This window comes from Ensifer sp. ENS07, assembly GCF_014852185.1.
Taxonomy (GTDB): Bacteria; Pseudomonadota; Alphaproteobacteria; order Rhizobiales; family Rhizobiaceae; genus Ensifer; species Ensifer adhaerens.
In genome coordinates, this window is sequence record NZ_JACVBE010000008.1 from 242,027 (window position 1) to 259,054 (window position 17,028).

Annotated in this window: 12 protein-coding genes; 3 read left to right on the top strand and 9 right to left on the bottom strand. The window is 64.3% G+C overall.

Annotation, left to right across the window (positions count from 1 at the left end):
* Positions 1–55 precede the first annotated feature (55 nt).
* From IB277_RS23575 to IB277_RS23590, 4 genes are all read right to left on the bottom strand, one after another.
* The gene (locus IB277_RS23575) at positions 56–1,375 is read right to left on the bottom strand and encodes an ABC transporter substrate-binding protein (RefSeq protein ID WP_060519960.1); all 1,320 of its coding nucleotides are present in this window, start codon (positions 1,373–1,375) and stop codon (positions 56–58) included.
* A gap of 159 nt (positions 1,376–1,534) precedes the next feature.
* Complete coding sequence (locus tag IB277_RS23580) at positions 1,535–2,875, bottom strand: sigma-54 dependent transcriptional regulator (RefSeq protein WP_112983757.1); 1,341 nt, start codon at positions 2,873–2,875, stop codon at positions 1,535–1,537.
* A complete protein-coding gene (locus IB277_RS23585) occupies positions 2,872–4,773 on the bottom strand; it encodes an ATP-binding protein (protein ID WP_192371943.1) in 1,902 nt (633 codons plus the stop codon). Before IB277_RS23585 ends, IB277_RS23580 begins: the two co-directional genes overlap by 4 nt.
* A gap of 2 nt (positions 4,774–4,775) precedes the next feature.
* Positions 4,776–6,131 carry an ABC transporter substrate-binding protein gene (locus IB277_RS23590; protein WP_192371944.1) on the bottom strand — a complete coding sequence of 452 codons (1,356 nt, stop codon included), beginning with the start codon at positions 6,129–6,131 and terminating at the stop codon, positions 4,776–4,778.
* A 512-nt stretch (positions 6,132–6,643) separates the two neighbouring features.
* On the opposite strand from IB277_RS23590, the gene IB277_RS23595 reads away from it, so the two are divergent.
* Entirely contained in the window at positions 6,644–8,458 is a 1,815-nt protein-coding gene (locus IB277_RS23595) for an ABC transporter ATP-binding protein (RefSeq protein ID WP_192371945.1), read from the top strand.
* Between the two features lie 54 nt (positions 8,459–8,512).
* On the opposite strand, the gene IB277_RS23600 is transcribed toward IB277_RS23595, so the two are convergent.
* The 4 genes from IB277_RS23600 to IB277_RS23615 form a co-directional block, all read right to left on the bottom strand.
* Entirely contained in the window at positions 8,513–9,727 is a 1,215-nt protein-coding gene (locus tag IB277_RS23600) for a TIGR03862 family flavoprotein (RefSeq protein ID WP_192371946.1), read from the bottom strand.
* An 80-nt stretch (positions 9,728–9,807) separates the two neighbouring features.
* Complete coding sequence (locus IB277_RS23605) at positions 9,808–10,881, bottom strand: amino acid ABC transporter permease (protein WP_192371947.1); 1,074 nt, start codon at positions 10,879–10,881, stop codon at positions 9,808–9,810.
* Positions 10,878–12,068, bottom strand: coding sequence for an amino acid ABC transporter permease (locus IB277_RS23610; RefSeq protein ID WP_127890419.1), 1,191 nt, complete (start codon positions 12,066–12,068; stop codon positions 10,878–10,880). The genes IB277_RS23605 and IB277_RS23610 overlap by 4 nt, the downstream gene beginning before the upstream one ends.
* A gap of 20 nt (positions 12,069–12,088) precedes the next feature.
* Positions 12,089–13,132 (bottom strand): amino acid ABC transporter substrate-binding protein, encoded by a 1,044-nt coding sequence (locus IB277_RS23615; RefSeq protein ID WP_034790164.1) that lies wholly within the window; start codon positions 13,130–13,132, stop codon positions 12,089–12,091.
* Positions 13,133–13,506: 374 nt separating this feature from the next.
* On the opposite strand from IB277_RS23615, the gene IB277_RS23620 reads away from it, so the two are divergent.
* The gene (locus IB277_RS23620) at positions 13,507–14,571 is read left to right on the top strand and encodes a DUF930 domain-containing protein (RefSeq protein WP_060606235.1); all 1,065 of its coding nucleotides are present in this window, start codon (positions 13,507–13,509) and stop codon (positions 14,569–14,571) included.
* A gap of 200 nt (positions 14,572–14,771) precedes the next feature.
* Here the strand turns inward: IB277_RS23620 and IB277_RS23625 are convergent, their stop codons facing one another.
* Entirely contained in the window at positions 14,772–15,974 is a 1,203-nt protein-coding gene (locus tag IB277_RS23625) for an MFS transporter (RefSeq protein ID WP_051659184.1), read from the bottom strand.
* Positions 15,975–16,082: 108 nt separating this feature from the next.
* Between IB277_RS23625 and IB277_RS23630 the strand changes: the two genes are divergently transcribed.
* Positions 16,083–17,021 (top strand): AraC family transcriptional regulator, encoded by a 939-nt coding sequence (locus IB277_RS23630; RefSeq protein WP_060585756.1) that lies wholly within the window; start codon positions 16,083–16,085, stop codon positions 17,019–17,021.
* The last annotated feature ends 7 nt before the right edge of the window (positions 17,022–17,028 follow it).

Below are 17,028 nucleotides of genomic sequence, written 5' to 3' on the forward strand. Positions count from 1 at the left end.
TGATGTTTTGGGAGCATGACCGCCCGCCAGTTGGGCAGGCGGTCGCTGTCGCGCGTTAGTCGACGAGGTTCAGGGCTTCTTCAGCCTTGGCCTTGGCGGCGGCATATTTCTCCGTCGCGAACGCGGCCCACTTCTGCTCCAGTTCCGCCTGGCGTGCGGTCTTCTCTTCGCCGCCGGTAAAGGCGTCGCGCGTTTCCTTGCTGGCTGCCTCCTCCGCCGTGATCGGCATGGCGGCAGCCAGGACCTTGGCTTCGTCAAGAAGCGCGCGGGCCGCCGGCTGTTCGTTGGCAGCGAGCGCCTTTTCGGCCGCATGGATCGCCTGGGTGGCGCCCTTCAGGTTTTCGAGCTGGAAGGAGATGAGCTGGTCGAACAGCGTGTCGACGACATCCGTGCGCTTCTTCGAAACGTCGCTGTCAAAGGTGATCATCGACTGGAAGCGCGGATCCTTGAAGGGGTTCGGGAAGCCTTCGGGCGCCTTGGCGTAGAGCGCCGGGTTGATCGGCAGGCGACGGATCGCCGGCTCGAGCAGGACTTCCTGGCCCTTCTCCGACAGGATGTAGTTGACGAAGGCCTCGGCGCCGGCCTGGTTCGGGGCATTGGCGACGATGCCGATATTGGCCGGCACGACTGTCGTGACCGAAGGATAGGCGAAGCTCACCGGGAAGCCGCTTGCCTGAGCCGAGAAGGCGAAGAAGTCGATGACGATGCCGATGCCGGTCTGGCCGGAGTTGACCGCGTCCGGAACGCCAAAGGAGCGCTCGGTCACCTGCTGCAGGTTGCCGCCGATGCCCTTGAGCGTGCCCCAGCCCTTGTCCCAGCCTTCGCCCTGCAGGATCGTCTCGATCGTCAGGTGGGTGGTGCCGGAGCGCGACGGGGCGGCGATGGCGACGTGGTCAAAGTATTCCGGCTTGGCGAGGTCGCCCCATTCGGCCGGCTTCGGCAGGTTGTTGGCTTCCAGGTAGCGGTCGTTCGACATGATGCCGTAGCCCGACGCGGCAAAGCCGAAATAGAAGCCGTCCGGATCGTTGACCGGATAGGAGCCGACTTTTTCGGGCAGGCCCGTCACCGACGGGGTGAACTTGGCCAGGAGTTCCTTGCTCTTCAAGCTGTCGAAGGCGTCAGGCGCCGACGCCCAGAACAGGTCGACCTGGTTGTTGACCTTGGTCTCGTCGATGTATTTCACGCCCGAGCTGGTGCTCTTGTTCTGGACGTCAAGGGTAAAGCCGGGATTGGCGGCCTCGAAGCCCGCCTTGAACGGATCGGTCACGTCCTTGGAGAACGAAGTGACGATCGTCACCTTGCCACCGTCCTGGGCGTGGGCCGTCACGATAAAGGCAGCCGACATCAGCATCGCTGCTGCGATGGTTTTCAACATAGGTATCTCCTCCCAATAGACCGCCAGTGCTTGGCGGCTGTCCTATTGAGAGCAAGGCCCGTGCCAGATCGAAAAACCCGGCAAAACCAGCCAGTTTCACGTCGGGATGGGTAAGAAAGGTAACATCGGGGCGGGCGAGGCGGGGTCAAAAGGGTAACATTACCCCTCGTCGCCATCGGCCCGGGCGTCGATGTCGAACTTGCGCATCTTCAGATAGAGCGTCTTGCGGGAAATGCCGAGCGCATCGGCGGTCGCACCCACGCGGCCCTCATGTCTGGCGAGACTGTTGATGATAATGGTCCGCTCCAGCCGGTCCATCTGCGCTTCCAACGTCTCGCCGCCTGCGGTCGTGGCTTCGCTGTCCGGGCGCTCTTCGAGCCCGAGCACGAAGCGTTCCGCGACATTGCGCAGTTCACGCACGTTGCCGGGCCAGGGCCGGGCGTTGAGATCGGCCAGCAGATCGACGCCGACCGGCGGCGCAGTGCGCCCCTGGCGCTTTGCGGCAAGGCTGAGGAAGTGCTGGAACAGGAGGCCGACATCGCCCTTGCGGCGCGCGAGCGGCGGCAGTTCGACCCGGGCGATGTCGAGGCGGTAGGCGAGGTCTTCGCGGAATTCTCCCCGCCGCGCGGCATCGTGCAGGTCGGCTTTCGTTGCCGCCACCACACAGATGTTGACCGGCAGTTCGACGTTCGATCCGAGCCGTTCGATGACGCGCTCCTGCAGGACGCGTAGCAGCCGCACCTGGGCTGCGATCGGCATCGATTCGATCTCGTCGAGAAACAGCGTGCCGCCATCGGCATATTCGATCTTGCCAATGCGCTTTTCGCGCGCGCCGGTAAAGGCGCCGGCCTCATGGCCGAAAAGCTCGGATTCGAGCATGGTCTCGGGGATGGCGCCGCAGTTGACGGCGACGAAACGGCCCTTGCGGCCGCTGAAATCGTGCAGCGCCCTTGCGGTCACTTCCTTGCCGGTGCCGGTATCGCCGATGATCAGCACGTCGGCGGAGGCGGCAGCGATGCGCTGCAGCTTTTCGCGCAGCGCCACCATCGGCGCCGAATGGCCGATCAACCGCGTCTCCCAGCCGTCCTTGTCGACGGAGAGGCGCAGCCGCCGATTTTCCAGCAGCAGGCGACGGTGATCGCGGGCCCGGCGCACGGTTTCGATCAGGTGCACCGGATCGGCTGGCTTCTCCAGGAAATCCCAGGCGCCTTCGCGCATCGCACGCAGCGCCATCGGGATATCGCCATGTCCGGACATCAGCACGATCGGGATATCGGGATCGACCTTGCGCACGGCGGCGACCAGGTCGAAGCCGTCATGATCGGGCATGCGCACATCCGAGACGATCACGGTGTCGCTGTCGGCGCGAAGGCCGGCGAGCGCCGCGACGACGGAACCGTGCGGGGAGACTGTGAAGTCCTCCAGTTCCAACACCTGGCAGCAGGCCTCAAGCACGCTGGCGTCGTCGTCTATCAGGATGATGTCCACTTCCGGTCTCATTCCGGGCCTTTCAGGGATACGAGGAATCGTGTGCCGGCCGGGCCGGTGTCGAGGATCGTGATGTCGCCGCCAAAATCCTTGACGATGTTGTAGGAGATCGACAGGCCGAGACCGAGCCCCGAGCCTACCGGCTTGGTGGTAAAGAAGGGATCGAACACAGCTGGCAGGTTTTCCGTGGCGATGCCGTGCCCGGTATCGCCGACGATCAGCCGGGCGACGCCGCCGGTGACTTCAACGCTGACGGTCACGCGCCGAAGTGACTGGACAGCGACGGCGTCGAGCGCGTTGCCGACGAGATTGACGGCGACTTGCTCGAGCCGGACCGGTTCGGCCATGACCATTGCCGAACTGTCCTGCGGCAACGAAAGATCGAGGGCGACGTTCTCCTCCTCGAAACGGTGTTCGAGCAGGCTGAGGGCGTCCCGCACCGCCGCGGTGAGATCGACCGGCCGCAGCTGCGCGTCCGGCCGCCGGGCAAAGCGGCGGATATGGCTGATCTGGTCTGCCATGCGTCCCGTCAGCCCCTTCATCTTGTCGAGGTTGTTGACTGCCTGCTCGCCCTTGCCGCGGCCGATTAGAGTGGCGGCGCTGTGAATATGGGCGCGAAGGGCGGCTAGAGGCTGATTGAGTTCGTGGCCGATGCCGGCCGCCATCTGGCCGAGGGCCGCAAGCTTTGCCGACTGGATCAGCTCGTCGCGGGTCTGGCGAAAGAGGGTGAGCGCACGCGAGAGGTCGCCGAGTTCGTCGGCCTCGGGCGGCGGGATCGCCGTGGAGTGCCGGCCCCCGCTGATCGCGCCGGCGGCCGTCGCCAGCAGGCGGATACGGGCAATGAGGTTGCGGTGGACGTAGAAATAGCCGATCGCGCTTGCGACGAGCACCGAGAGAATGGCGATCGCGACCAGCAGGCTTCGCCCGGTCTCGATTGCCGCAGCCGCGCGCCGGGCGGCGTCCCCGGCGCTTGCCTCGATCGCGATCACTTCCGTTTCGATCTTGCGGCCAAGCTCCTCGACGAGCCGGCTGTTTTCGCCGGCAAGTTCGGCAAGCGTGCTGGCCTGCAACATTTCCGAGCGCTTGCGATTGGGTATGCCCGTCGAGGCGTTGGACTGGTCGAGAATGCGCCCGGCAAGCTGCCGAACGGTGATGCTGTCGGGCCAGCTGTCGAGCGAGCGGATGCGGCTTGCCAGTTCGTCGGCGCTGTCGCCGAGAAAGGCGTTGGTCTCCTGCATTTCCTCTTCGGTCGTGGCGTTGACCAGCCGACCGATCAGGCCTGTCGCAAGGTTCGCCTGGGAGACGACGGTCAGCAGCGCTTCGCTCTTATGCTGTTCGGCGAGTGCGGCCGCACCCTGACCCTTGCGGGTCTCCGCTTCGATGTTGAAGCGGATGTCGTCGACCAACGGATCGGCTTCTTCCAGAAGATCGGCCTGGACCCAGCGCAACTCGTCGATGTCCGACCGCATCGCCTCGCGCAGCGTGAAGCGCTTGCCCGCGGCAAGGTCGATCTTTTTCAGATTGGTGCCGATGGCCTCGGCGAGCGGCAGCAGCGCCGCCGTGCTCGACTGCGCCGTGTTTTCTTCGAGCAGGGCGCGAAGGGTCTGGAGGCGCGTCGCGTAGACGGCGCGGATCTCGTTGTACTCGGTGCGGCTTTCGGCGCCGGCAAGTACCGACGTCACGGAGCCGATGTCGGCCCCGGCCTTTGAGAGTCGCGACGCGAAGGCGAGCTGCGGCATCTGCTCATCCGCCATGCGCGACAGTTCGCCCGACAGCCGCTCGTAGGAAAGCCAGCCGACCAGGCAGGCGCCGACAGCGAGCCCGACGATCGCGACAAAGGCGAGCACGAGGCGGGCGCCGATACCGAAGCGCCAGCGCGGCTGCGGTGCGGTCGTTTCGAGAACTGCCATCGTCACTGCCGCCACGGATGGAGATTGACGGGACCGCCGGATCGCGCCGCCGAGGACAGCAGCTGCTCCGCCTCGTTGAGGTTCTGTTCGATCAGTGCGCGCAGGCGGCTCGCGAGTTCTGCGTGGGCAGGGGAGCGGGCGACGCCGCGGGGCCATTCGCCTTGCAGGGCCTCAGCAACGTTGGCGACTTCGCTTGCCGAAAGCGGAGGCTGACCCAACAGCCGCCGCGCCCGAGCCAGCATGCTCAGCCGTTGCGCGTCTTCGATGTTCATCGCCTCCAGATCCGCAGCCCTCTTCCACAGGCGGGCAAGGGTTGCCCGGCGGCGCACGATATAGTCGTCGAAAATCAGATTGACGAGGCCATATCTGCGCGCCGACAGGGCGGCGTCGAAGCCGCCGGATTTCAGCAGGCGCTCGCCGTCTTCCTGCGGCAGCAGGCCGCTGTTGAGCGCCGGATTGACGGGAATACGGGCGATTGCCGGCGACAGCAGGAGTTTCTGGCCAGCCTCCGAAAGCACGAAATCGACGAAGCGTTCGGCTCCCGGCACGTTGCGCGCCCGGGACAGAATGCCGATGCTTGCCGGCACGAACACGGTGTCGGGCGGCAGGACGAAGACATTACCGGCGCCGGCGAAATCCGGCGAGGTGGCGAGGAAATCGATGGTGATGCCGATGCTGAAGCGCCGCTGCGCCACGCCCGAAGCAACCCCGAAGCTGCGGGCGGTAACCGTTGAGAGATTGCCGCCGAGCTGCGACAGCATCGCCCAGCCTTTCTCCCAGCCGTAGGTTTGCAGCAAGGCTTCGACGATCAGGTGCGTCGTGCCCGAGCGGGAAGGCGTGGTGATGCCGATCTGGCCGGAATAGACGGGGTTCAGCAGATCCTGCCAGTCCTCCGGCACGGGCAGTTTGCTCCGGGCGAGATGGGCGGGATTGTAGACGAAGCCGTAGCCCGACAGCGCGAAGCCCAGATAGTAGCCCTGTGGGTCGTTCACGGGATAACCGAAGACATGATCCGGTGCGCCGGTGTTGCGTGGCGCGATCGGGCGCAGGCTTCCGTTGCGTTTCAAGAGCTCGAAGGCATCGGCCGCCGAGGCCCAGAAGATGTCGGCCGGCACGTCCGCCTTCTCAATGACGAAGCGGCTGGCGCTCGCCGTGTTGCGCTGCACGATCGTCACCCGCATGTCGGCATTGGCGCGTTCGAAAGCGGCGCGAAAGGGCACGAAGAAGGAGGGCGGGTAGGAGGTGACCACCACGAGTTCCTGCTTCTCGACAGCACGCGCGGGCCCTGCAAACGCCATGAAGCCAAGTGTGATCAGCGGCAGCAGTGCCGCGACGATATCGAACCGGAACCTTGTCAATTCACTCCCACCGCGCATCGCCGTCCGGTCATTGCCGGTGCCGGTGGTCGCGGACCCTCCCCAAGATGCCGCCGTTTCGTGCATGCACGATCGGCGATCGCGGCGTACTCTGCTACGAAGAGCCCACCGCCGTAAACCCCGGGAGGCATGTCGGAGACTGTTGCAAACAGGTCGCAGCCGCGACGATTGGCGCCATGGCAAGATTTCTGCACTTGGCGGTTGCGCGCGATTCGCCTATAGGTCGTCTTCCGGCAACCAATCAGGGAGGTTTCAAAAGATGCCAGCTTTTTCTTTCTCCCTACGGGGCGGCGTGCAGTCTTGAACTGGGCCGGGAAGGGCATTTTCGCCTTTTCGTCTTTTCCAGGTCGGATTTCGTTTCGCTGACCTTGGCCCTTCCTCTCCGGAGGATTCGGTCACTCCAATGATGCCGCATCGGAAGCTGGGTTCCTTTTAACGGCATATTCCATTCTGATCTTGTTTGAGGCCGATGCGTCGCGCATCGGGCGATTGTTATGGCTTTTACTCGTATTGACCTGCGCGGCGGTGCGTTCCGCAGCGTTCTTGGATTCACCTGGTCTCACTGGAAAGCGCAGCCGCTGCGCATCAGCGTCATTCTCGGCATGGTTCTCTTGTCGACCCTCGCTGACGTCCTGACGCCGCTCTATTCGGGCCGGCTCGTCGATGCCGTCGTTTCCGGTGTGGCGACCGATCAGCTTGCCTGGGATGCGGCGCTTGCCGCCTTCTGGATGCTGATGGCGCTGTCGCTCGGTGCGATCATTCTCAGGCACCTCACCTTCCTGGGGGTCACCGATCTGACCCTCAAGATGATGACCGACATCGCGTCGGCTGCCTTCTACCGCATCCAGCGCTTCTCGACCGACTGGCATGCCAACAGCTTTGCCGGATCGACGGTTCGCAAGGTGACGCGCGGCATGTGGGCGCTCGATCTCTTGAACGACACCTTGCTCGTCGCCCTGTTTCCGTCCGTCGTGATGCTGGTCGGATCGACAATCCTGATGTCGTTCTACTGGCCGATGATGGGCGTCATCATCGGTATCGGGTCGATCGTCTTCATCCTGATGACGATCGTGCTGTCGCTTGGTTACGTCGCGCCGATGGCAAGCCTTGCCAACCGGTGGGACACCAAGCTCGGCGGGGCGCTCGCCGATGCCGTGAGCTGCAACATCGTCGTCAAGGGTTTTGGTGGCGAAAGCCGCGAGGACGCACGCCTTGCCAAGGTGCTCGCCAAATGGCGTGACCGTACGCGCCGCACCTGGATCCGCGGCACGACCAACGGCACGTCGCAGGGCGCCATGCTGCTCATCCTGCGCGCGGCGGTGATCGGCTTTGCGCTGTTCCTCTGGTCGAAAGGCCAGGCGACGCCCGGCGACATCACCTTCGTGCTTACCTCGTTCTTCATCCTGCAGGGTTACCTGCGTGAAGTCGGGCAGCACATCCGCAACCTGCAGCGCTCGATCAACGACATGGAAGAGCTTGTCGACATCCATGGCCAGTCGCTCGGCATCGACGACAAGGCGGATGCCAAGCCGATCCGCATCACCGACGGCCGCATCGAGTTCAGGGATGTGACGTTCCACTACGGTGCGCACCGCAAGCCGCTCTACGACCGCTTCTCGGTGACGATCCGGGAGGGCGAACGCGTCGGTCTTGTCGGGCACTCAGGTTCGGGCAAGACGACCTTCGTCAAGCTGATCCAGCGTCTGCATGACCTGAAGGCCGGCGAGATCCGGATCGATGGTCAGGACATCGCATCGGTGACGCAGACGTCGCTGCGCCAGCAGATCGCGATCGTCCAGCAGGAGCCGATCCTGTTCCATCGCTCTCTGTCGGAGAACATCGCCTATGCGCGGCCGGACGCCACGCAGAGCGAGATCGAGAAGGCGGCAAGGCTTGCGAGCGCCCACGACTTCATCACGGCTCTGCCGAAAGGTTACGGCACGCTGGTGGGCGAACGCGGGGTCAAGCTCTCGGGCGGCGAGCGCCAGCGCATCGCAATTGCCCGCGCGTTCCTCGCGGACGCACCGATCCTGATCCTCGACGAGGCGACATCGAGCCTCGATTCGGAATCGGAAGTGCTGATCCAGCAGGCGATGGAGCGGCTGATGCTGGGGCGCACGACGCTCGTCATCGCGCACCGGCTCTCGACGGTGCGGGCGCTCGACCGGCTGCTGGTCTTCGACCACGGCCGGATTGCCGAGGAGGGCACGCACGACGCGCTGATCCGCCTCGACGGTGGCATCTACCGCGGTCTCTTCGAGCGCCAGGCGCTGGAGCTGACCAAGGGGTTGGTGCTGAACGACCAGTAAGGCTTTGACGCCACCTGAAACCATCGCCGCGCCTGCCAAAGGCGCGGCGATCTTTTATGCTGGCCGGTTAAGCCAACGATCGAGGCCGCGAGCCGCCGCACGGCCTGTGGCAAAGCAGGCGGTCAGCAGATAGCCCCCGGTCGGCGCTTCCCAATCGATCATTTCGCCGGCGACGAAGGTGCCGGGCAGCGCTCTTAACATGTATTCGTCATCGATCGCGGACCAGGCGATGCCGCCGGCGGAGGAGATGGCCTCGGCGATCGGGCGTGGGCGGATGAGCGGGATTGGCAACGCCTTGATCAAGGCCGCAAGTTCTGGAGGCGGCAAGCGCGCGGCATCAGGCGAAACCTCACGCAGCAGCGCCGCTTTCACCCCTTCGAGCCCGGCCCCCTTGCGCAGGCGGTTGGAAAAGCTGGTCTTGGTGTCGAAGCGGCCAAGGTCTTTTGCCAATCTCCCGACGGTACGTCCCGGGGTGAGGTCGACCACCAGGTCGGCCAGTTCGCCGCGCGACAGCCGGTCCCGGAGCGCGCTCGTATGGGCGTAGACGAGGCTGCCTTCGATGCCGGTCCTGCTGATGACGAATTCGCCCGGGACGGTGCCGGCTTCCGACGTTGCGGTGACGCCCTTCAGCGCGGCGCCAGCAAAGCGATCGCGGAAGGTCTCGCTCCAGTCGACGTCGAAGCCGCAATTGGCGGGCTGGAATTTGGCGACAGACACGTCCCTCTGTTCCAGCCAGGAAACCCAGGCGGCATCCGACCCGAGACGCGGATAGCTGGCGCCGCCGAGGGCGAGCAGAGTCGCATCTGCGCTGACAAGCGTCTTGCCGTCCGGGGTATCGAACGCGGGTGCTTTGCCTTCAAAGCCAGTCCAGTGGTGCCGCGTCAGGATACGAACGCCTCGGCTTTCCAGCGACTTGAGCCAGGCGCGCAGGAGCGGCGACGCCTTCATCACCTCCGGGAAGACACGGCCCGAGGAGCCGACGAAGGTCCTGGTTCCGAGGTCTGCCGCCCATTGCCTGATGTCATCGGGCGTGAAGGCGTCCAGCGCCGCACGCAATCGCGGCGAGGCATTGCCGAAGCGCTCCGCAAAGGCCGTATAGGGCTCCGAATGGGTGATGTTCAGGCCCGACTTGCCGGCCAGCAGAAATTTGCGCGCGACCGTCGGCATGCTGTCATAGACGGTGACCGCGTGGCCGCGCTCGGACAGCACCTCGGCGGCCATCAAGCCGCTCGGTCCGCCGCCAATGACGGCGATGTTCTTTTGTCCCATGCGCTTTGCCCGGTCACAGATTTCGCTTCGGCGCACTCTTGGCCCGGCGGCGCGTGGCACGCAACCCCCGTCAGATGCCGCTATCGGCGATGGGCGCCGTTGAGCTTCTTCTCCAGCCACAGGCTGTAGCGCGAACCGGAAAAGCAGATGGCGAAATAGACCAATGCCGCGAAGATATAGGCCTCGCTGTAAAAGCCGAGCCAGGCGGGATCGGTGGCCGAGGTCTTGGCGGCATTGAGCAGATCGTAGATGCCGATGACCGCAAGCAGCGAGGTGTTGAGCACGATGCCGATCGACAGGTTGACGATGGCCGGGATGACAGCTCGCAGCGCCTGCGGCAGCACCACCAGCCGGAGCATCTGGATCCGGCTGAGGCCAAGCGACAGCGCCGCCTCCTTCTGACCCGCCGGGATCACCTGCAATCCGGCGCGGATGATCTCGGCGAGGTAGGCCGAGAAGAACAGGGTGACGCCGATCTGCGCCCGAAGCAGCTTGTCGATGGCCGCGCCGCTCGGTAGCGCCATCGGCACGATCAGCATGGCGACATAGAGCACGGCGATCATCGGCACACCGCGCAGCACTTCGATGAAGGCAATGGCCAGGGAGCGCACGAGCCCCATGTCCGACTGGCGGGCAAGCGCCAGCAGCAGCGCGATCGGAAAGGCGAAGGCAAGGCCAGCGATCGAGACTGTGAGCGTGATCGGCAGCCCGCCCCAATGATTGGTCGAGACCGGTTCCAAGCCCGACGTCCCCGCCATCAGCAGCCAGATGCCGACGAGCGCCAGCAACCAGACCGGCACCAGGCGGAAGCTCCAGAAACGGGGAATGGTGGAGACGGTCAGGAGCGCAGCAATGAGGGCGATCACCAGCGCCGGGCGCCATTGCAGCGGCGGCGGGAAAAAGGCGAAGAGCATGAAACGAAACTTGGCGCCGACAAACGCCCAGCAGGCGCCCGCCGTTTCCGTGGCGCAATCGGCCGCGGTGCCGGTCCAGACGGCATCGATGACGGCCCAGCGGACAAAGGGAAGTGCAATCCAGAGGATTGCGGCGAGCGTCGCCAGCGTGACGAGGCCATTGGCCCAACCGTTGAAGAGGCGTTCACGCCAGCGGTGCCAGTCGGGCGCGACCGGCGGCGCAAGTTCGATCTGGCTCATCGTTTTCCTTCTCCGCGCAGAACGACGCGCCGGTTGTAGAGGTTCATGAGGGCCGAAACCGCAAGACTGATCGTCAGGTAGACGACGCCGATGATGATGATCGCTTCTAGAGCCTGACCGGTGGTGTTGGCCGTCGTGTTGGCGACGCTGACGAGATCGGGGTAACCAATTGCGACCGCGAGGCTCGAATTCTTGGTCAGATCGAGAAAGCTCGAAATCATCAGCGGCGTGATCACCCGAAGCGCCTGCGGCAGTACGACGAGGCGCATGATCTGCGCGGGCTTCAGCCCGAGTGCGCGAGCGGCTTCCCATTGACCCGATGCCACCGACTGGATGCCGCTGCGCACGATCTCGGAAATCGAAGCGGAGGCATTGACGACGAGGCCGATCAGCAGCGCGGCGAATTCCGGGGTCAGCGATAGGCCGCCGCGAATGTTGAAGCCGCCCTTGGCAGGCACTTCGACCGATGCGCTGAAGCCGAGGGATACGAGAGCGAAATAGAAGATTGCCAACGCGCCGAGTACGGTGCCGGCGGTTTTCGGCAGATAGAACGTCGCGCCCGCCAGCAGGCGCCTGGAAATGACGAGTGCCGCGAAGACGGTCAGGAGCACCGCGGGCAGCCATACGGAGGCCGGCAGACCGTCGACCGAAAGCGAGGGCAGAAAGACGCCGCGATTGCTGAGGTAGACGCTGCCCAGAAACGTATAGGCGCCGCGCGGCGGCGGAAGCGCGCGGATGATCGCACTCCACAGGAACAGTTGCAGCAACAAAGGCGTGTTGCGCAGAAGCTCGACATAGCCATGGGCGAAGGTCGCTAGCAGCAGATTGCCGGACAGCCTGAAGATGCCGAGTGCGACACCGAGCACGGTTGCAAGCAGACATCCGACGAGCGCGACCTTGACGGTATTGGCGATGCCGGCGGCAAGCGCCCGGGCGTAGCTGTCGCCGGCCGCGTAAGGAAGAACGCTTTCGCCGATCTCGAAATTGGCCTGATGGGAGAGGAAGGCAAAGCCCGGCGTCAGTCCCATGCGGTGCATGCTCTCGGCGGTGTTCTGGCCGAGAAAGGCAAAGAGCAGCAGCACGCCGACAAAGAGCAGGCCTTGCTGCAAAGGCAGCGGTCCGATCCAGGACAGGAGGCGCGAGACGGGTCCGGGCCCCGAAGGGCCCGGTTGGAGTTGGCGTGTCATGGGAAGGACCATGAAACGGCTCAACGGAACGGCGGCGAATAGAGTAGACCGCCCGCGGTCCAGGGCTGGTTGTAGCCGCGCTCGAAGTTGAGCGGCGTGCCCTTGCCGACGTTGCGCTCGAAGATCTCGCCGTAGTTGCCGACGGTCTTGACGATGTTGTAGGCGAATTTCGGATCAAGGCCGATCGCTTCGCCGAGCGACGGATCGACGCCGAGGAAGCGCTTGATCGCCGGATCCTCGCTCGCAAGGAACGTGTCGACGTTCTCCTTGGTGATGCCGAACTCTTCGGCCTGGATCGTCGCGTAGACCGTCCAGTTGACGATTTCGAGCCACTGGTCGTCACCGGCGCGGATCGCCGGCGCCAAGGGCTCCTTCGACAGGCGCTCGGGCAGAAGCACGTAATCGTCGGGCTTGGAAAGCTGCGTGCGCTTGGCGGCAAGGTCGGTCGCGTCCTGGGTCAGGGCGTCGACGCGGCCCGAGTCAAGTGCCTTCAGGAACTCGCCGGTTTCCTCGATCGTGACCGGCGTGAAGGCCTTGCCGGTCTTGCGGAAGAAGTCGGCGATGTTGAGTTCGCCGGTCGTGCCGCTCTGGACACCGATCGTCGCGCCGTCGAGTTCCTCGCCCTTGGCTACGCCAAGGTCCTTGCGCACCAGCAGTCCCTGACCGTCGTAGAAGACGACGGGGCCGAAATGGAAGCCGAGCTTGAAGGCGCGGCTCACCGTCTGGGTGACGCCGGACAACAGGATGTCGAACTCGCCCGATTGCAGCGCCGGCAGACGCTGCTGCGGCGACGAGTTGGTGAATTCGACCTTCTCGGCATCGTTGAAGACGGTGATGGCGATGGCGCGGCCGAAATCGACGAAGAAGCCCTGCCAGCGGCCGTTGCTGTCGGGTGAGAAGAAGCCCGGCGTGGTGCCGACGCCGACCTTGATGACGCCGCGCGCCTTGATCTTGTCGAGCGTTTCGCCGGCAAGCGCCGAGGTGGCGATGAGGCCCGCCGCCAGCGCTGCCGTCGCGGCAAAGGCTTTTGTGAAAAGTTTTCGGTGAGTGGAAGTTCGCTGCATGAGGGTCCCCAAAGCCAAAAGAATGTCATTGCGCCACCGGGCGAAGCCGTTCGGGCGTAAGTAAAAATTAAATCTATAGAAATTATATAATAGGTATTTTTGTGCGAAATTGGCGCGTGGCCCGAAACAGATTTCGCCGCCTCGTTTTTGCCGGGAACGTTTTTGACAAGAAGCCAGCGGTTGATGGCGGCGACCCCCGAAGGCGTCAATTTCATTCGCCCACGATCGATGGCCCGCAAGCTGCAGCGCGAACCTCCGGCTGCATATGCAGGCCTATGCCTCTTGTTGAGATCGGCGGAAGCTCCTAGGTTCCGCCCGTCGATTGGTTTATCTCCTTGGCGATGCAGCTTTTTGCGGGAAATTGGCGGGAACGGATGGGATGGGGCGCGCCGGTGTCGGTCGCCCTGCACCTCGTCGTAGCCCTTTTTCTTTTGTACGACCTGCCCTTCGAGCTGCCGACGCCGCCGAAGGAGCAGACCGTCAACGTCGAGCTCGTTCCGCCGCCAGCAGAGGCGAAGGAGCCGAAGAAGGCCGAGCAGAAACAGGCAGAGCAGAAGAAGGCGGGGCCGAAAAAGGGCGAAGAGAAGAAGGCTGAACAGCCAAAGCCGCAGCCCAAACCCAAGCCCCAGCCGAAGGCAGACCCGAAGCCGCAACCCAAGCCGGCGCAGCAACTGCCGCAATCCTTCGCCTCGGCCATGGCCAAGACCAAGCAGGACAACAAGGAGGCAGAGCTTCCGCCGGCTGCGCGCGAGACGGAGAAAAAGACGGAGGCGTCCGAGCCGGCAAAGGCCGTGGATGACAAGGCAAAGCCGGCGGATGCGCCGGCAACGGTGTCCTCGACCGAGAAAAAAGAACCGGTCAAGGAACCGAAACCCCCGTCAACGCTTGCCGTGCCTGCGAGAGCCACTGACAGCGCCACACAGAAGGCGGATGAAAAGCCAGCGGCGACGGTGGCCGAAGCCAAGCCTGACGCCAAGCCGCAGACGGTCAAATCGGAAGACGGGACGGCAAAGGCAAAGCCGGCCGATGCTGCGGCAAAGGTCGAACTCAAGCCCGTTCCAAGCAAATTGACGAAAGCAAAAGAACTTTATTCTGCAAAGTCGATTGCCGATCCGCGGGTGAAACAGGCCCTGATCAACCTGCCGGTCAAGAGGCGGATCCTGCAACTGTGCAATCTCGAGGCGCTGGAGCAGATCCGCAGCCAGCGGCCGGATACCCCGCCCGAAGGACTGGTGCCCTTCGGGCCGCGGGGTGGCTTTATCGCCAAAAACCGTATGGACGCCAGCGGTGGGGCCTACCAGAATAAATCGAACTGGTACGACGTCGACTTCAATTGCGTCGTCAATGAAGATGCGACCGAAGTGACCTCCTTCAGCATTGCCATCGGTGGCGAAGTGCCGAAAGCTGCCTGGAAGGAGCGGCGGCTTCCGGGGAATTGATCCTTCCGACACGGATGGGGGCATGTCGTTGTCCTGACCAAACCCCCTTCCGCAACAGCGCCCCACTGCGTGCAGCGCCTGTTGCCAGACGTCACGGATCGCCGCGCTGCACCTAAAACATTCTTGCCTGCCGGACTCTTCCGAGCCCGGCAGGCGCGAGTGCGAGTTGCCACTCTCGCACCAAGCTGGCGCGGATGTTGTTACTCCGCCGGTTGAAGAGCCCGCTCGCGATAGACCGAAACCAGTGAGGTGCCGAGCATTGCGGCAACCGCCGCAAAGAGGAAGACGCCGGCCGGGCCCTGCAGTTCGACAAGGAGGCCGCCGAGGATCGCACCGGTGGAAATGGCGATCTGGAAGGTGGTGAGCGTTGCGGCACCCGCGCCTTCGGCCTCGTCGCCGGCCGCACGGCTTAAGAACGACTGGACGCTGACCGGCAGGGCGCCGAAGGCGAAGCCCCAGGCCGCCGTGGCGACGATGGCGACGGCCGGCAGCGCGCCCGCCAGGGCCAGGACCAGCGTGGTGGCAGCGACGCCGGCGGCCGCCGACATCATCGAGAGCCGCGTGCTGCGCTCGGCGAGGAAGCCGCCGGCAATGTTGCCGAAGAAGCCGCCGATGCCGAAGGCGAGCAGGATCGCGGTTATCGCCTCGACGCCGAACTGCGGCACCTGTTCAAGGAACGGGCGGACATAGGTGAAGCCGGCAAAGTGGCCGGTGACGACCAAGAGGATGGTCGCAAGGCCGAGCCGGATCGCCGGGCGCTTCAGGACGTTGAGGATCGTGTCGAGGCCGGTTGTGCCGATGGGAGGCAGGCGCGGAACCGTTAGCGCCTGGACGATGAAGGTGACGATGCCGACGGCGGCGGCAAGCAGGAAGGCGTAGCGCCAGCCGAGCGTCGCGCCGATCCAGGCGCCGACCGGGGCCGCGCAGACGGTTGCGATCGAGACGCCGGACATCACGATTGCCATCGCCCGCGGCATCAGCCGGCCGGGAACGAGCCGCATGGCGAGCGCCAAAGACAGCGCCCAGAAACCGCCAAGGCCGATGCCGAGGAGGAAACGGGCGACGAGCAGCATCGAAAGGCTGGACGCGAAACCGGCGATCAGGCTGGAAACGATGAGCAGCGCGGTTAGGGACAAGAGCACGTTGCGGCGGTCGAAACGTCCGGTATAGACGACGATCGCCGGGCCGGCGATGGCCGCGACCACGGCCGTAGTGGTGACCGACTGGCCGGCGGCGCCGACGGTCACGCCGAGATCCGCCGACATCGGCGTCAGCAGACTTGCCGGCAGAAACTCTGCCGTGACCAGGCCGAAGACCCCGAGCGACAGGGAAACGACAGCCGCCCACAAGGGCTTGTCCCGTTCATCCGCCTGTCCCGTGGGCTTGGCGACAATACCATCCATAATTTTCATCTCCATTGCATGTGGTGATGAAAATATGCATGGCCAATTGGAGTTTCTATGCTAGAAAATCCAAAACACTGTGCCGTTTGTCCAAAGGTGAGATGTAAGATGAGCGATGCGCTGACCGAGATCCTGCGCGGCCTCAGGCTCGACGGTGTCGAATATGGGCGCTGCCAGCCCTGTGCGCCATGGGCGACCGCCTATCCCGAGCAGGAACCGGCACGATTTCATTTTCTCGCCTCCGGTTCCGCCCATCTGCAATCGCCTGACGGGTCGTGGATGGAGTTGACGCCTGGAGATGCCGTGCTGTTGCCGCGGGGCGACGCACATGTGCTTGCGAGCAAGCCCGGCCTGCCGACGATCTCGATCCGCGACCTGCCGAAACGGCAGCTTTGCGACGGGATCGTCGACGTGCAATGCCCAAACTCGGACAGCCAGAACCTTCTGTTTTTCGCGGTGATGCAATTCAACGTCGACCGCCTGCATCCGCTCTTGCAGCTGATGCCGTCGGTCATGCGTACCAGCGACCTTGCCAAGAGCGAGCCGTCGATCCCGTCGCTTCTCGATACCATGACGCGAGAGGCTGCGATGCAGCGCGTCGGTGCGGGTGGCATCCTGGCACGGCTTGCCGACGTGTTGACGGCCACGATCATCCGCGCCTGGGTGGAGCATGGCTGCGGCACGTCGACCGGCTGGCTGGCGGCCGTACGTCACCCGGAGGTCGGCCGCGTGCTTGCCGCCATTCACCTCGATCCGACCAAGGACTGGACCGTACCGGAACTGGCCAAGCTCATGGGTGCGTCGCGCTCCGGTTTCGCCCAGCGGTTCGCCGATACGGTCGGCGAGACGCCGGCCCGTTACGTGGCGCGCATGCGTATGCACCAGGCGCATCAGTGGCTGCGCGAGGGCAAACGCGTCGCCCATGTCGCAAACCGCCTCGGCTACGATTCGGAAGCGTCGTTCAGCCGCGCCTTCCGCAAGATCATGGGCGCGCCGCCAAGCCATTCGCGCAGCCTGACGATGTCAGCGGATCAGCTGGCATCGTGATCCGCTT

Excerpts from the sequence above, each read along its gene's own strand:
- IB277_RS23575 (WP_060519960.1), bottom strand. The coding sequence starts at position 1,375 with ATGTTGAAAACCATCGCAGCAGCGATGCTGATGTCGGCTGCCTTTATC.
- IB277_RS23580 (WP_112983757.1), bottom strand. The coding sequence starts at position 2,875 with ATGAGACCGGAAGTGGACATCATCCTGATAGACGACGACGCCAGCGTG.
- IB277_RS23585 (WP_192371943.1), bottom strand. The coding sequence starts at position 4,773 with ATGGCAGTTCTCGAAACGACCGCACCGCAGCCGCGCTGGCGCTTCGGT.
- IB277_RS23595 (WP_192371945.1), top strand. The coding sequence starts at position 6,644 with ATGGCTTTTACTCGTATTGACCTGCGCGGCGGTGCGTTCCGCAGCGTT.
- IB277_RS23600 (WP_192371946.1), bottom strand. The coding sequence starts at position 9,727 with ATGGGACAAAAGAACATCGCCGTCATTGGCGGCGGACCGAGCGGCTTG.
- IB277_RS23605 (WP_192371947.1), bottom strand. The coding sequence starts at position 10,881 with ATGAGCCAGATCGAACTTGCGCCGCCGGTCGCGCCCGACTGGCACCGC.
- IB277_RS23610 (WP_127890419.1), bottom strand. The coding sequence starts at position 12,068 with ATGACACGCCAACTCCAACCGGGCCCTTCGGGGCCCGGACCCGTCTCG.
- IB277_RS23615 (WP_034790164.1), bottom strand. The coding sequence starts at position 13,132 with ATGCAGCGAACTTCCACTCACCGAAAACTTTTCACAAAAGCCTTTGCC.
- IB277_RS23620 (WP_060606235.1), top strand. The coding sequence starts at position 13,507 with ATGGGATGGGGCGCGCCGGTGTCGGTCGCCCTGCACCTCGTCGTAGCC.
- IB277_RS23625 (WP_051659184.1), bottom strand. The coding sequence starts at position 15,974 with ATGGATGGTATTGTCGCCAAGCCCACGGGACAGGCGGATGAACGGGAC.
- IB277_RS23630 (WP_060585756.1), top strand. The coding sequence starts at position 16,083 with ATGAGCGATGCGCTGACCGAGATCCTGCGCGGCCTCAGGCTCGACGGT.